Origin of the sequence: Actinomadura rubrobrunea NBRC 15275, from assembly GCF_001552235.1 — a bacterium.
GTDB classification, from domain to species: Bacteria; Actinomycetota; Actinomycetes; order Streptosporangiales; family Streptosporangiaceae; genus Spirillospora; species Spirillospora viridilutea.
Genome location: NZ_BCQU01000044.1, coordinates 1 through 13,542 on the forward strand (window position 1 = coordinate 1; position 13,542 = coordinate 13,542).

A 13,542-nucleotide genomic window follows, 5' to 3' on the forward strand; every position below is an offset into this window, starting at 1 on the left:
CCGCGGAGCCCCCGCCGGGGCGCGCGGTCGGCCGCTCGTGCGGGATGCTGGAGCCGGGCACCGCCGCGGCGGAAGGCGCCGCCGCACCGGCCGCGCACGGCGCGTCGACGCCCCGCCTCGGAGGCGGACGCCCGCGGCGCTCCGCCGGGCGGGCCGGAGGCGATCCGCGGCGGCGCGACGGCGACGTGTTCAGCGAGGAGGAGCGCCCGGCGACGGTATGCGCCGAGGCGATGGCGTAGGAGGCGGAACATGAGCGAGCCGGGGCGGCGCGGCGCCGCCTGGACCGCCGCGCGGACCGACGGCGTGCGGCGCGGCGCGAGCGTGGGGGAGCGGCGCCGCCGCGTCGCCGCCGAGGCGAGCGGGGACGCGGGATGAGCGCGGGGCTGGAGGAGCGCGGCGTCGGAGTGGCCGCGGAGGTGTTCGAGGAGCACCGGGGGCTGCTGTTCGGGGTGGCCTACCGGATGCTCGGCACCGTGGCCGACGCCGAGGACGCGGTCCAGGACGCCTGGCTGCGCTGGTCGGCCGCGGACCGCGCCGACGTCGCGGACGTCAAGGCGTACCTGGTGCGGATCGTCACCAACATCGCGCTGGACCGGCTGCGGTCGGCGCGGGCGCAGCGCGAGACCTACGTCGGCCCGTGGCTGCCCGAGCCGATGCTGACGTCCCCGGACGTGGCCGCGGACGCCGAGCTGGCCGAGTCGGTGTCCATGGCGCTGCTGGTGGTGCTGGAGACGCTGAGCCCGCTGGAGCGGGCGGTGTTCGTGCTGCGCGAGGTGTTCGGCTTCCCGTACGCGGAGATCGCCGAGGCGCTGGACCGCAGCGAGACGTCCGTCCGCCAGCTCGGCACCCGCGCCCGCAAGCACGTGGAGGCGCGGCGGCCCCGGTTCTCGGCCGGCCGGCGGGAGCGGCGCGCCGTCACCGAGCGGTTCTTCGACGCGGCGCTCGGCGGCGACCTCAACCGGCTGATGGAGATCCTCGCGCCGGACGTGGCGCTGTGGACCGACGGCGGCGGCAAGGCCCGCGCCGCCCGCCGCGTCATCCACGGCGCGGACAAGGTCTGCCGCTGGCTGCGGGGCGTGTCGGACGACCCGTACCAGGGCGTGCAGCCGGAGGACATGCGGGTCCGGCGGGTGGAGCTCAACGGCGAACCGGGCCTGGTCTTCGAGGGCCCGGCCGGTCCGCTGTGCGCCGTGACCGCCGAGGTGGACGCGACCGGCCGGATCGGCAAGGTGCTGCTGGTCGTCAACCCCGACAAGCTGCGCTCGGTGGCCGAAGGGCGGACCCTGCCGACGTGACCCCGACGCGGCCCCGCGCCGCGCCCCCGGGCGCGGCCGGGGTCACCGGTCGGCCCGGCGGCGCCTGCCGCCGACCAGCCGCGGCGGCGGGCCGGCCGTGGCCGCGGGGGTGGGCACCGGGCGGACGGCGGCGTAGTCCTCGTCGTATCGGCCCGGTGCCTCGATCACCTCGTCGGTCGGGGTGAGCCGCACGACGTACGACTCCCGCGCCCAGCGCTCCACCTGCCCCTCGTGGGTCGCGGCGTTGAGGCGCTCCTTGGCCAGGACGGGAGTGATCTCGTCCCACAGGTCGGTGCCCGGCCGCACCTGCTCGCAGGCCGCGACGAACGACACCAGTCGCCCGCCCTTGTCCTTGCTGCGCAGCGTCACCCGCACCCGGTCGGCCTCGGGCAGACCGGGCAGCGGCTGCTCGCCCTCGCCGCCGGTCAGGACGTAGGCCGCGCCGTCGTGCCACACGTGCCAGGCCGCCCGCGGCTGCGGCAGCCCCGGCAGGTGCAGCCACATCAGCCCGGACTTCTTGGCGGCCTCCTCCACCAGCGCCTTCAGCTCGCCCATGCCCTCAGCGTCTCACAACGCCCCCGATAGCATCCGGCCATGCGGTCACGACGTACCACTTTGGCGGTCCCCGGCAGCAATCCCCGGTTCATCGAGAAGGCGCAGGGGCTCCCCGCGGACGAGGTGTTCCTGGACCTTGAGGACGCGGTCGCCCCTTCCGCCAAGGACGAGGCGCGCAAGAACGTCGTGGCGGCGCTGAACGAGGGCGACTGGTCGGGGAAGGTGCGCGTGGTCCGCGTCAACGACGTGGAGACCCCCTGGGCGTACCGGGACGTGATCGAGGTCGTGGAGGGCGCCGGGGCCAACCTCGACTGCCTCATGCTGCCCAAGGTGCGCGACGCGTCCCACGTGCAGTGGCTGGACCGGCTGCTCACCCAGATCGAGCTGGCCATGGGGTACGAGCCGGGGCGCATCGGCATCGAGGCGCAGATCGAGGACGCCCGCGGCCTGGCCGGGGTGGACGAGATCGCCGCGTCCTCGCCCCGGCTGGAGACCCTGGTGTTCGGCCCCGGCGACCTGATGGCCTCGCTCAACATGAAGACGCTGGTGGTGGGGGAGCAGCCGCCCGGCTACACCGAGGGCGACGCCTACCACTACATCCTCATGCGCATCCTCACCGCCGCCCGCGCCCACGACCTGCAGGCCATCGACGGGCCGTACTTCAACATCCGCGACGTCGAGGGGTTCGCCCGAGCGGCGCGGCGGTCGGCGGCGCTGGGCTTCGACGGCAAGTGGGTGCTGCACCCGTCGCAGATCGAGGCGGGCAACGCGGTGTTCTCGCCGACGCAGGAGGACTACGACCGCGCCGAGCTGATCCTCGAGGCGTACGAGTACCACACCACGGTGGAGGGGCGCGGCGCGGCCTTGCTCGGCGACGAGATGATCGACGAGGCGTCCCGCAAGATGGCCCAGGTGATCGCCGCCAAGGGCCGGGCCGCGGGCCTGACCCGCACCCGGCGTTTCGAGCCGCCGTCCTGACCCTCTCCGTCCGGTACCGGTCGTGTGCGCTGTGGCGCGAAGCGCACCGACCTGCACATAGCATGCGACGCAAGCAAACGTGCAGGCAGTCGTCAAGAGGGGGTCGATCGGTGCCGGAACCAGCGGACGCCCACGGCTGGGCGCCACCTGACTCCGTCCCTTCCCAGAACAGTCCCCAGGCGCAGCCCTTCGGTCATCCGGTGCCGCCCCCGTATACCGGAGCGGAGCATTACGGCATGCCGCCGCCCCACTACCACGGCCCGCCGCCCCACCAGCCCAACGGATATGCGGGTCCCTACGGATACGCGGGTCCCTACGGATACGCGGGATACCTGCAGCCGCTGGTGAAGAGCTCGTGGACAGTGCCGGTCCCGGCCGGGCTGCCGTACCACCGCTTGGCCCGCACCGCCGTGCACCGGTGGTGGCGACCCCTGGTCGGCACTTTGGCGCTCGTGGCGGGCGCGCTGTTCGCGACGCTCGCGCTGATGGTCGTCGGCACGGTCGGCTACGCGCTGGCCACCGGCGAGGTGCCGGCGCCGTCGGACTCGGAGACGTCGATCTTCGGCGAGCCCGTCGCGGACCTGGCCTTCAACCTGGCGGCCATCGCGCTGCTGCTGCCGGTGGTGCTGTTCGTGCCGTGGTTGGCGCAGCGGCGCCGCCCCGGCACCCTGTCGTCGGTGACCGGGCGGCTGCGGCGGCGCTGGCTGCTGGTGTGCTGCGCCGTGGCGGTCGGGTTCTGCGCCGTGTCGTTCGGCGCCGGCTGGGTGGCGGGCCACTTCGCGGAGCCCCCGATCGGCGGCGGCGACGAGTGGGTCGGGTGGGCCGACTTCCTGCCGCCCGCCCTGATCATCATCGCGCTGGTGCCGTTCCAGGCGTCGGCCGAGGAGTACATCTTCCGCGGCTGGCTGCCGCAGGCGATCGGCGCGTGCACCCTGGAGGGCAGCGGCGGCCGCGCGGGCCGCGCGCTCAGCGCGGTGCTCCGCACGCCGTGGCCCGGCCTGGTGATCGCGTCGGCCGCGTTCACCGCCGGGCACGGCTACACCGGCTGGGGCATCCTCGACATCTTCGCGTTCGGCGCGATCGCCGCGTGGCTGACGGTGCGCACGGGCGGCCTGGAGGCGGCGATCGCCCTGCACGTCTTCAACAACCTGATGGCCTTCCTGCTGCCCGCGGCCGCCGGACGGCTGGAATTCGAGCAGGGCGACGTCCCGTGGCAGTTCGTCGTGGCGGATGTGACGCCGCTGCTGCTGTACGCGGCGGTCGTGGTGTGGCTGGCGCGCAGGCTGCGCGTCGAGACCGTCACCGGTGACCCGGACCCGCGGGACGCGCCGGTTCACGCGCCGCCCGTATCCGGGCAGCCCGCCGGCATCCCTGCCGCCGCCCCCTACGCGCCGAGCGGCGTCCCGGGCGTCCCCGGCGCTCCCGGCGCCGCGGACGGGCCGGACGCCTACGGTCCCTCTGGCGTCCCCGGTCCCTAGCTAGGGCGTGTCGCGGACGACGCTGCCGGAGTCCGACCAGGGGTCGGCGGGCGGAGAGGCCGTTCCGGGGACGGTGAGCACTCCCCACCCGGTCAGGGCCTCCAGCAGGCCCGGCGAGGTCGGCAGGCGCAGCAGCTCCTCAGGGGCGGCCCAGCGGACGTCGGCGGCGTCGTCCCCGGCGGCCAGGCGGCCGCCGACCGGCGTGGCGAGGTAGTCGGCGATCTCGTAGACGACGCCGTCCGGCCCCGGACGCTCCACCGACCCGACCAGGGGGCCGACGGCCACCCGCAGGCCGGTCTCCTCGCGCAGCTCGCGGACGACCGCGGCCACGTCCGTCTCGCCGGGCTCGACGCGTCCCCCGGGCAGCGACCACCGCCCGGCGGAGGGCGGCCGGGCCCGCCGGACCAGCAGCAGCCGTCCTTCCTGGTCGCGGACGATCCCGCCCACGCAGCGCACCCGCATGGCCACTCCCTTGCCTGCGTCACCGTCCATTTTGTCGTTGTTTTGCGTGCGCGGCCACCGTGCGGACCTTGACGCGGCCCAGGTGAGGCCCGCACTGTGGGTAACCATGAGGGCGGAGCCCACGTGCCCGCGTTGCGGTCAGCGCGTCAGCGCGCCGAACCTCTGGTCGAACGACTGGAGGTGCGCCGTGCACGGGGCGGTGCTGCCGCGCCAGCCGACCCGCCGCCCGGGCCCCGAAGGGCTCGCCGCCACCGTCCGCGACTGCCGCGTCCCCGTGTGGGTGCCCTGGCCGCTGCCCTTCGGCTGGCTGGTCACCGGCTTCGCGACCGCGGGGGACGATCGCACCGGCACCCGCGCCTGCGCCGTCGCGGTGTCCGGGCCCGGTCTGGTCAGCGGCCCGGTCGACATGCTCCTGGTCGCCGAGGAGCCGGGCGTCGGGCTCGGCGCCTACTACGCCGGGCTGGCCGGCCCCGACCCGGGGGAGGGCTTCGACAAGGGGCCCCCGCCCGCCAAGGTGGAGGTCAGCGGCCCGTTCGCGGCGTGCGACCACTCGGTGCCGATGTGGGCGATCCCGGGCGGCCCGGACCGCGCCGTCTACGTCGGAGAGGCCATGGGCAACTGGCTGTGGGCGATCCTGTGGCCCGCCGACGCCGGGATCCTCCTGGCCGACCGCACCCACCTGGTCGACCTGCGCGACCCCGGGATGGAGCTCGACCTGCCGTACGGCGCGAGCAGCCCCCGTCTCGACGCCTGAACGTCCCGCGCCGTGGGCCTGCTCCGAGCGGCCCGCGCTGAGTAGCCTCGTCCCGTATGCGCATCGACCTCCACTGCCACAGCGACGTCTCCGACGGCACGCGCCCGCCCGCCGAGGTGGTCCGGCGCGCCCGGGCGGCGGGCGTGGACGTCCTCGCCCTGACCGACCACGACACGGTGGCGGGCTGGGAGGAGGCCGCGTCCGCCCTGGCCCCCGGCATGACGCTGGTGCCAGGCGTCGAGCTGTCGTGCCACCAGGACGGCCAGAGCCTGCACCTGCTCGGCTACCTGTTCGACCCGTCGGCCGCCGAACTGGCCGCCGAGCTGGCCCGCATCCGCGACGACCGGGTGGTCAGGGCGCGGACGATGGTGGACCGGCTGCGTGCGCTGGGCGTGGACGTCACCTGGGAGCGGGTGCGGGAGCTGGCGCGCGGCGAGGCCGTGGGACGTCCGCACGTGGCCCGGGCGATGGTCGAGGCCGGGGCGGTCCGCACGGTCGACGAGGCGTTCACCCGCGACTGGATCGGCGCGGGCGGCCGCGCGTACGCCGACCGCTACGCGCTGGACCCGGTGCGCGCCGTGCGGCTGATCCGCGACGCCGGCGGGGCCGCCGTCCTGGCGCACCCGCGGCCGCGCCGCGGCCCGGCGGTCGCCGACGCGGTGGTGGAGCGGCTGGCCGAGGCGGGCCTGGCGGGGATCGAGGTCGACCACCCCGACCAGGACGGGGCCGCCCGCGAGAGGCTGCGGGACCTGGCGTCCGCGCTCGGCCTGCTCGTCACCGGCTCCAGCGACGACCACGGCGCGCTCACCGGCGACCGCATCGGCTGCGAGACCACCTCGCCGGACGCGTACGCGGCGCTGCTGGACGCCGCCTCCGGCGAACCCGTCACCGGATGAAAAGGCCCCGGCGTGCCACGTCGGTCGGTCATTCCGCGCGGGTGCGCGCGGTAGGGTGCGGAACGTGGACGCGCGCATCGATCAAGTGGTGACCACGGGCAAGGTCACCCTGGACGACGAAGAGTACGAGGTCGAGAACAACACCTACATCGTCGGCGACGACGACGAGGTGATCGTGATCGACCCCGCCCACGACGCCGACGCCGTGCTCAAGGCCGTCGGCGAGCGTGAGGTCATGGCGGTGATCTGCACCGACGGCAACGAGCACAAGCTGTCGACGGTGCTGGAGGTCGCCGCCGCCGGCGAGGAGGACGAGGAGAACTGGGCGCCGATCGCGCTGCACCGCGGCGACCGGCTGCTGTGGCGCGACTACTTCGGGCGGCTGGCCCGCGACGAAGAGGACGAGGAGGACGCCGAGGCGCTGCGCTCCCTCGAGCCCGACATCTGGCTGGAGGACGGCGGCGTCTTCGAGATCGCCGGGACCCAGCTGGAGATCGTGCACACCCCGGGGCACACCCCCGGCAGCGTCTGCGTGATCAGCGAGCAGCTCGGCGTGCTGTTCTCCGGCGACACCCTGCACCGCGGCCGTCCCGGGTCGATCGGCGGGGTCTACGAGGACCTGCGCAAGCAGCTCAACTCCATCGGCGCGCTGCTGACGCCGCTGCCGAAGGACCTGCGGGTGCTGCCCGGCCAGGGCGACGAGACCACCGTGGGGGACGAGGACGCCCGCTGGGAGACGTGGGGCGCCCTCGCCGCGGACGGCGAAGGCCGCTGACCGCGGCCGCGCCGTGGGCGCCGAGCAGCTGCCGCTCGCGGGCATGCCGCAGCGGCTCTACACGTGCACCCCGTCACGGCTGAACGCCTGGCTGGACTGCCCGCGCCGGTACCGGATGACCTACCTGGACCGTCCGTCCCCGCCGAAGGGGCCGCCGTGGGCGCACAACAGCCTGGGCGCCAGCGTGCACAACGCGCTGGCCGCGTGGTGGCGGCTGCCGCGGTCCGAGCGCACCCCCGAGACGGCGGGGAGGCTGCTGGTGCGCGGCTGGCTCACCGAGGGGTTCCGGGACGCCGAGCAGTCCGATCGCTACCGCGAGCGCGCCCGGGAGATGGTGGAGCGCTACGTCGCCCGTCTGGACCCCGACGACGAGCCGGTGGGCGTGGAGCGCACCGTCGCGACGCGCACCGACCGCATCGCCGTGTCCGGCCGGATCGACCGGCTCGACGACCGCGGCGCCGAGCTCGTCGTGGTCGACTACAAGACCGGGCGCCACGTGCTCACCGCCGACGACGCGCGCGGCTCCATGGCGCTGGCGCTGTACGCGCTGGCCGCGTCCCGCGTGCTGCGCCGCCCGTGCCGCCGCGTCGAGCTGCACCACCTGCCCAGCGGCGAGATCGCGGTGTGGGAGCACACCGACGAGTCGCTCGCCCGGCACCTGCGCCGCGCCGAGCAGATCGCCGCCGAGGCCGCCGCCGCGGACGAGGCCTACCGCACCCGCCTCCGGGACGCGGTGCCCCGGCAGCGCCGGAGCGAGCAGCGTCACGGCGGCGACGACGCGGTGACCGTGGAGCACGGCCCGTACGACGAGCACTTCCCGCCGCGTCCCGGGAACCTGTGCGCGTGGTGCGACTACTTGCGGCACTGCCCGGAAGGGCGGCAGGCCGCCGCTCCGAAGGAGCCCTGGGCCGCGCTCCCGGAGGACTGAGCGGGCCCCGGGGGCACCGGTGCGCGGTCAGGCCGCCGCGGCGCGGCGCGAGGGCCAGCGGCGCGGGTCGCGCAGCCCGATCAGGCCGCGGCTCACGTCGTAGCCCTCGGCGGCCAGGCGCCGCCGGGCGCGCTCCAGCATGTCCCGGGTGGGCTTGGCGAAGGCGTAGTCGTGCAGCCGTTCGGGCAGCGCGTTCATCGCCAGGCGGAACGAGCGCAGCGCGGCGGTGACGGCGGCCTGCGGCACCTCGGGCAGGATCCCGTACATGGCGCGGGCCCAGTCCGGCAGCGCGTAATAGCACAGCGCGCCGAACGGGAAGTAGCCCGGCTTCCCGGCGTTGAGGAACTTCAGGTTGTCCGGCAGGCGCGGCCACAGCAGGAACCGCACCGTGGCCCTCGCCTCCTCGGTGGCCCGCAGCCGCGGCCGCATCTCGGCGAAGTACGCCTCCATCTCGGCCACGCTGCCGGGCACCTCGTCGGCGCGCAGGCCCACGAAGGTCGCGGTGCGGCGCTGCTCGTCCAGGTACCGGTCGGCCATCGCGTCCGTCAGCGGCAGCCCGGCGCGGCGCGCCACCTCCAGGTAGGAGTACACCTCGGCGCAGTGCACCCACAGCAGCAGCTCCGGCTGGTCGAGCCGCTCCCGCCTCCCGGTGTCGTGATCGAGGACGCGCAGGCTGCGGTGGATGCGGCGGACCCGGGCGGCCAGCGCGTCGATCTCCTCGGGGCTGCCGAACGTCGCGGTCCCGACGAAGTCGGCGGTGCGCTGCAGGCGGCCGATCGGGTCCTCCTGGAAGGTCGAGTTCTGCCACACGCCCCACATGGCCACCGGGTGCAGGGCCTGCAGCATGAGGCTGCGCACCCCGCCCACCCACATGGTGCGGTCGAGGTGCACCCGCCACGTCACGCTCTCCGGGGGCTGGACGGTCGCCGCCATACGCCACCTCGCGCGGGCTCGCCACGGATGAGACGAACGAAAGTAAGTGTGTCATTACATCCGCGGGGACGACAGACCCGTGTGACGAGGCTCACCGCCCCCTCACAACGACCCGGTCACAGCGCCCCGGTCACCGACCCCGTGACAGCGACCCCGTCACAGCGAGCGGCAGCTGCGCTCGGACCGGTTCCAGAAGTCGGTGAGGGCGCCCGCGGTGGTCTCCGGCGCCTCCACGGCCGGCGAATGCGCGGCGCCGGGGATGACGACCTTGGCCGCGTCGAGGCGCTCGGCCATGGCGGCCTGCTCGGGCGGCTCCCACACGTCGTCGTCCTCGCCGTACAGCACCAGGATCGGCAGTCCGGCGTCGTCCGCGGCCTTGGCCAGCTCGTCCACGCGGTCGGGGGCCGACAGCAGCTCGGCCGCCATGGCGCGCAGGCCCAGCTCGCAGTTGCCGAGCGTGCGCGCCTTCAGAAAGTCGATGATCTCCGGGGCGAGACCCCGCGCGCGGGCGTCCGGTTCCAGGGTGAGCGACCAGATGCGGTCCATGCCGAGCTGCGGGATCGCCTCCATCAGCGCCCGCGCCTTGGCCGCCGACGGGCCGCCCACACTGGCCGGACCCGAGCTCATCAGCGTGTACGACATCAGCCGCACCTGCCCCGACAGGACCGTCTCGCGGGTGACCAGGCCGCCGAACGAGTGGCCGACCAGGTGCACCGGATCGGGGCCGAGGGCCTGCACCAGCGAGGCGACGTCCTCGCCGAGCGCGCCGCAGGTGTACCGGGACGGGTCGTCGCAGCCGGGGGACTCGTACTGCCCCCGCATGTCGATGGCCACCACGCGGCGCCGCCCGGCGTCGGCCAGGGGCTGCAGGATGGCGAGGAAGTCCTCCTTGCTGCCGGTGTAGCCCGGGACCAGCAGGGCGGGACAGCGTTCCGGTACGCCCGAGCCCGGCAGGCCCTCGAGGGCGGCGAACCTGCCTCGGGGAGTCTCGACGTACGTCCTGTGCACGTTCGGGGGCAGGGTCAGGAACCGGGGCGTACTCACAGGTCGCCACCATACTAAATATGCAGTCCGGAACACCGGTGAAGGGTGTTCGGTGGTAGCGTCACCGTCGTGACGGCCATTTCTGCGCACCGCCGGGACGCGGCGGGCCTGACGGGTCTGCGGACGGCCATCGCCTCAGGTGCAGACTACGTCGAACTGGACGTGCGCCGCACCGCCGACGGCGAACTGGTCGTCCACCACGACCGGACCGTGGCCGGGCTGCCGCTGAGCCGATGCACCTACGCCCGCGTGCGCGCGCTGGCGCCGCGCCCGGTGCCCCGGTACGCCGACGCCCTCGACATGATCGCCGGCCGTTCCTTCGGCCACCTCGACCTCAAGGAGCACGGCTGCGAGCACGAGGCGGTCGCGCTCGCCCTGGACGTGCTCGGCCCGGGCCGGTTCCTGGTCACCACCCGCGAACCCGACTCCGTCGCCCTGATCAAGGACGCGTACCCCACCGTGACCACGGCCCTGTCGGTGGGCCGCGGCCTGTGGGAGCGCGGCGCCGTCGGCGACTTCGCGCCGGTGCGTCCGCTGCTGGACTCGGGCGCCGACATGGTCGCCCTCAACCACCGGCTCGCCCGCGTCGGCGTGCTGCGCCAGTGCGCCCGCGCCGGGGTGCCGGCCATGGTCTGGACGGTCAACGCCCGTCCGCTCCTGCGCCGCTTCCTCGCCGACCCCCGGGTCGCCGTGATCGTCACCGACCATCCGCACACCGCGCTGCGGCTCCGCGACGCCCACGGGCGTCGCCGAGGGTGAGCCCGGCGGCGCCGTCAGGCGGTCTGCGTGGTCTCGTCAGGCGGTCTGCGCGGTCGTCAGGCGGTCTGCGTGGTGTCGTCGGCGGCGACGGGCTTGCCGCCGCGGGTGCGGCGGCGGCGACGGCGGGTGCGGCGGCGCTCGGTGGCCACGGCGTTCACCACGGTGTCCGCCGCGCCCTCCGCCGCGTCGCCGGACCGGTCGGACGCGGGCCGCTCGGCGGACGCGGAGGCGTCCTCGGGCCGTCCCGCCCTGTCGACCGGCTTGCCGCCGCGGGTGCGGACCCGGTTGCGCTTGCGGCGCGGCCGCCGGCGTTCGCGGTCGCGCACCGCGGAGCGGGCGCGGCCGGTCTCGCCGATGTCCTCCAGCTCCTCGGCGGCCAGCCCGGCCCGCTCGCCGCGCTGCTCCTTGGGCAGCGTCCCGGTGGCGTCCTTCGGGATGCCGAGGGACTCGTAGAGGTGGTCGGAGGTGGAGTAGGTCTCCTGCGGCGCGCCGAACGACAGCCCCAGCGTGCTGTTGATCAGCTTCCAGCGCGGCAGCTCCGCCCAGTCCACCAGGGTCACGGCCGTGCCGGTGCGGCCCGCGCGGCCGGTGCGGCCGATGCGGTGCACGTAGGTGTCGGCGCTGTCAGGGCACTCGTAGTTGACCACGTGGGTGACGTCGTCGACGTCCAGCCCGCGCGCCGCCACGTCCGTGGCCACCAGCACGTCGATCTTGCCGTTGCGGAACGCGCGCAGCGCCCGCTCCCGCTGGCCCTGGCCGAGGTCGCCGTGCACGGCCGCGACCGCGAAGCCGCGGCGCGCCAGGTCGGCGGCCACCCGGTCGCAGGTCCGCTTGGTCTGGCAGAACACCATGGTCAGCCCGCGGCCCTCGGCCTGCAGCACGCGCGCCAGCACCTCGGGGCGGTCCAGCTGGTGGGTCTGCCAGACGTGCTGGACGACCTGCGGCGCCGGCTCCGGCTCGGTGTGCGCCTCGGCCCGGACGTTGGTGGGGCGGCGCAGGTAGCGGCGCGACAGCGCGACGATCTCGCCGGGCATGGTCGCCGAGAACAGCATGGTCTGCCGGCTCTCCGGCAGCAGGTCGACGATGCGCTCGATGTCGGGCAGGAACCCCAGGTCGAGCATGCGGTCGGCCTCGTCCAGCACCAGCACGTCGATGCGGGACAGGTCCAGATGCCGCTGCTTGACCAGGTCCAGCAGCCGTCCCGGAGTGCCGACCACGACGTCGACGCCCTCGCGCAGCGCCTCGATCTGCGGCTCGTAGGCCCGGCCGCCGTACACGGCCAGCACCCGGGTGCCCAGTTTGCCGCCCGCGACGAGCAGGTCGTCGGTGACCTGCAGGGCCAGCTCGCGGGTGGGGGTCAGCACCAGCCCGCGCGGGCGGGTGCCGCCGTGCTCGATGCGCTGCAGCAGCGCCACGCCGAACGCCAGCGTCTTGCCGGTGCCGGTGCGGGCCTGTCCGATGATGTCGTGCCCGCCCAGCGCGATCGGCAGGGCGAGCTCTTGGATGGGAAACGCGTCGACGATGCCCTCGGCGGCGAGGGCATCGGCGATCTCGGGGACGACCCCGAGTTCATGGAACGTAGTCAGGGCTTCCAGCCTCCAAAGTGCGGGGTCGACGCTCGCTCGCGCGGCGCAGCTGCAGATGCCACGATGCGCACCGGCCGGGCGGCGCCCCGCCGGTCGTGTCGCGTGGCCGCGCGCTCGCGCGGGAGGGACCAGCCGTCAGTCAAAACTTCCCCGGTGACCGCGTCAGGGGTCTGCGCAGTCACTCGCTGTGGCTGCGTGCGGTCACTCTCCGCGACGCAGTGTACCGACCATGGTTTCGCTACACCAATAGCCGAACTGCAGTGGCAACGCCGCCCGGGCCCGTGGTATTCCCGGGTCGTCCGGCATCGTCCAAGATCGGAGCCGTCTCCGGCCGGGCGGGTGCCCGAGATGGCCAGGAGAGGCCACGTGCGGCCGCGGGCCGGACGGCCGGGGCGGCGGGCCGGCGGAGCCGTCAAAAGGTGCGCCGCCGCGGGCCCCACGACCGGCCGCCACCGCCGCCGGAGAAGGCCCCCGTGATCAGCGCCACCGCCACCGCGGCGATCACCACCGCGAAGATGAAGGCGACCACCGATCCGGCGCCCAGGGCGTTGGACACCAGGCCGCCGAGGATCGCACCGGCGATCCCGACCAGGATCGTCAGGATGACGCCCATCGGGTTGCGCCCGGGCACCAGCAGCCTGGCGAGGGCGCCGATGACGGCGCCGACGACGATGAACCACAGGATCGTCGTGAGCATTGTCGACCACCATTCCGTCGTTCGGGGCCGCGGCGAACGCGACCCGCAGTCGGTGGTCGATGTGCCCGCCATGAGCGAGATAAACAAAATGCCGGAGCCGGTGCGCGCGGAACGGGCGCCGGCGCCGCCGCGGCGCGCCGCGCGGCGCCCCGTCCCAGGGCCGCCGTCCGCGGCTACCGGGTGGCGAAGCCGACGGTGCGGTTCTCCTCCTCGCCGATCTCCAGGTAGCCGATCCGGTCGGCGGGGACGACGACCCGCCCGCCGCGCTGGTCCTTCAGCACGAGGACGCCGCCCTCCTCCGCCAGCGCGACGGTCAGCGCCTTCTGCACCTCGTCGGCCGACTGCGCCGTCTCGACCACGAGCTCCTTGGGGACGGACTGGACGCCGATGCGAACCTGCACG

General features: G+C 74.8%; 17 protein-coding genes. 10 read left to right on the plus strand and 7 right to left on the minus strand.

Annotated elements, in window-relative coordinates:
• The 3 genes from AR3_RS15335 to AR3_RS15340 form a co-directional block, all read left to right on the plus strand.
• A partial coding sequence (locus AR3_RS15335) for a hypothetical protein (RefSeq protein WP_217998573.1) occupies positions 1-239 on the plus strand: 239 nt, incomplete at its 5' end.
• A 10-nt stretch (positions 240-249) separates the two neighbouring features.
• Positions 250-375: a hypothetical protein gene (locus AR3_RS32615; protein ID WP_281179268.1), complete on the plus strand. Its 126-nt coding sequence runs from the start codon at positions 250-252 to the stop codon at positions 373-375.
• A complete protein-coding gene (locus AR3_RS15340) occupies positions 372-1,295 on the plus strand; it encodes an RNA polymerase sigma-70 factor (RefSeq protein WP_067914783.1) in 924 nt (307 codons plus the stop codon). The genes AR3_RS32615 and AR3_RS15340 overlap by 4 nt, the downstream gene beginning before the upstream one ends.
• Positions 1,296-1,337: 42 nt before the next feature.
• Here AR3_RS15340 and AR3_RS15345 read toward each other — a convergent pair whose 3' ends face one another.
• Positions 1,338-1,850 carry a hypothetical protein gene (locus tag AR3_RS15345; RefSeq protein ID WP_067914785.1) on the minus strand — a complete coding sequence of 171 codons (513 nt, stop codon included), beginning with the start codon at positions 1,848-1,850 and terminating at the stop codon, positions 1,338-1,340.
• Positions 1,851-1,889: 39 nt separating this feature from the next.
• On the opposite strand from AR3_RS15345, the gene AR3_RS15350 reads away from it, so the two are divergent.
• Positions 1,890-2,828 (plus strand): HpcH/HpaI aldolase/citrate lyase family protein, encoded by a 939-nt coding sequence (locus AR3_RS15350; RefSeq protein WP_067914787.1) that lies wholly within the window; start codon positions 1,890-1,892, stop codon positions 2,826-2,828.
• A gap of 236 nt (positions 2,829-3,064) precedes the next feature.
• Positions 3,065-4,306 carry a CPBP family intramembrane glutamic endopeptidase gene (locus AR3_RS15355; protein WP_067914789.1) on the plus strand — a complete coding sequence of 414 codons (1,242 nt, stop codon included), beginning with the start codon at positions 3,065-3,067 and terminating at the stop codon, positions 4,304-4,306.
• On the opposite strand, the gene AR3_RS15360 is transcribed toward AR3_RS15355, so the two are convergent.
• Positions 4,307-4,798 carry an NUDIX hydrolase gene (locus AR3_RS15360; RefSeq protein ID WP_281179269.1) on the minus strand — a complete coding sequence of 164 codons (492 nt, stop codon included), beginning with the start codon at positions 4,796-4,798 and terminating at the stop codon, positions 4,307-4,309.
• A gap of 76 nt (positions 4,799-4,874) precedes the next feature.
• Between AR3_RS15360 and AR3_RS15365 the strand changes: the two genes are divergently transcribed.
• The 4 genes from AR3_RS15365 to AR3_RS15380 all read left to right on the plus strand — a co-directional run bounded on the left by AR3_RS15365 (position 4,875) and on the right by AR3_RS15380 (position 8,121).
• The gene (locus AR3_RS15365) at positions 4,875-5,522 is read left to right on the plus strand and encodes a DUF6758 family protein (RefSeq protein WP_067914791.1); all 648 of its coding nucleotides are present in this window, start codon (positions 4,875-4,877) and stop codon (positions 5,520-5,522) included.
• Between the two features lie 56 nt (positions 5,523-5,578).
• Complete coding sequence (locus tag AR3_RS15370; protein ID WP_067914793.1) at positions 5,579-6,418, plus strand: PHP domain-containing protein; 840 nt, start codon at positions 5,579-5,581, stop codon at positions 6,416-6,418.
• A 64-nt stretch (positions 6,419-6,482) separates the two neighbouring features.
• Positions 6,483-7,193, plus strand: a complete 711-nt coding sequence (locus tag AR3_RS15375) for an MBL fold metallo-hydrolase (RefSeq protein ID WP_067914795.1) — start codon at positions 6,483-6,485, stop codon at positions 7,191-7,193.
• 13 nt (positions 7,194-7,206) lie between these two features.
• Complete coding sequence (locus AR3_RS15380) at positions 7,207-8,121, plus strand: RecB family exonuclease (RefSeq protein WP_313819667.1); 915 nt, start codon at positions 7,207-7,209, stop codon at positions 8,119-8,121.
• Between the two features lie 27 nt (positions 8,122-8,148).
• Here the strand turns inward: AR3_RS15380 and AR3_RS15385 are convergent, their stop codons facing one another.
• Entirely contained in the window at positions 8,149-9,054 is a 906-nt protein-coding gene (locus AR3_RS15385) for an oxygenase MpaB family protein (protein ID WP_067914797.1), read from the minus strand.
• A gap of 156 nt (positions 9,055-9,210) precedes the next feature.
• Positions 9,211-10,098 (minus strand): alpha/beta fold hydrolase, encoded by an 888-nt coding sequence (locus AR3_RS15390; protein WP_067914799.1) that lies wholly within the window; start codon positions 10,096-10,098, stop codon positions 9,211-9,213.
• A 69-nt stretch (positions 10,099-10,167) separates the two neighbouring features.
• Between AR3_RS15390 and AR3_RS15395 the strand changes: the two genes are divergently transcribed.
• Positions 10,168-10,857 (plus strand): glycerophosphodiester phosphodiesterase, encoded by a 690-nt coding sequence (locus AR3_RS15395; RefSeq protein WP_067914801.1) that lies wholly within the window; start codon positions 10,168-10,170, stop codon positions 10,855-10,857.
• Positions 10,858-10,913: 56 nt separating this feature from the next.
• Here the strand turns inward: AR3_RS15395 and AR3_RS15400 are convergent, their stop codons facing one another.
• The 3 genes from AR3_RS15400 to AR3_RS15410 form a co-directional block, all read right to left on the minus strand.
• Positions 10,914-12,407 carry a DEAD/DEAH box helicase gene (locus AR3_RS15400; protein ID WP_227022982.1) on the minus strand — a complete coding sequence of 498 codons (1,494 nt, stop codon included), beginning with the start codon at positions 12,405-12,407 and terminating at the stop codon, positions 10,914-10,916.
• A 448-nt stretch (positions 12,408-12,855) separates the two neighbouring features.
• A complete protein-coding gene (locus tag AR3_RS15405; protein WP_067914806.1) occupies positions 12,856-13,140 on the minus strand; it encodes a GlsB/YeaQ/YmgE family stress response membrane protein in 285 nt (94 codons plus the stop codon).
• Between the two features lie 173 nt (positions 13,141-13,313).
• The gene (locus AR3_RS15410; protein ID WP_067914807.1) at positions 13,314-13,541 is read right to left on the minus strand and encodes a DUF3107 domain-containing protein; all 228 of its coding nucleotides are present in this window, start codon (positions 13,539-13,541) and stop codon (positions 13,314-13,316) included.
• Position 13,542 lies beyond the last annotated feature (1 nt).

Coding starts and splice junctions, on each gene's coding strand:
- AR3_RS32615 (WP_281179268.1), top strand. CDS start 250: ATGAGCGAGCCGGGGCGGCGCGGCGCCGCCTGGACCGCCGCGCGGACC.
- AR3_RS15370 (WP_067914793.1), top strand. CDS start 5,579: ATGCGCATCGACCTCCACTGCCACAGCGACGTCTCCGACGGCACGCGC.
- AR3_RS15355 (WP_067914789.1), top strand. CDS start 3,065: ATGCCGCCGCCCCACTACCACGGCCCGCCGCCCCACCAGCCCAACGGA.
- AR3_RS15360 (WP_281179269.1), bottom strand. CDS start 4,798: ATGGACGGTGACGCAGGCAAGGGAGTGGCCATGCGGGTGCGCTGCGTG.
- AR3_RS15340 (WP_067914783.1), top strand. CDS start 372: ATGAGCGCGGGGCTGGAGGAGCGCGGCGTCGGAGTGGCCGCGGAGGTG.
- AR3_RS15365 (WP_067914791.1), top strand. CDS start 4,875: ATGAGGGCGGAGCCCACGTGCCCGCGTTGCGGTCAGCGCGTCAGCGCG.
- AR3_RS15385 (WP_067914797.1), bottom strand. CDS start 9,054: ATGGCGGCGACCGTCCAGCCCCCGGAGAGCGTGACGTGGCGGGTGCAC.
- AR3_RS15350 (WP_067914787.1), top strand. CDS start 1,890: ATGCGGTCACGACGTACCACTTTGGCGGTCCCCGGCAGCAATCCCCGG.
- AR3_RS15345 (WP_067914785.1), bottom strand. CDS start 1,850: ATGGGCGAGCTGAAGGCGCTGGTGGAGGAGGCCGCCAAGAAGTCCGGG.
- AR3_RS15405 (WP_067914806.1), bottom strand. CDS start 13,140: ATGCTCACGACGATCCTGTGGTTCATCGTCGTCGGCGCCGTCATCGGC.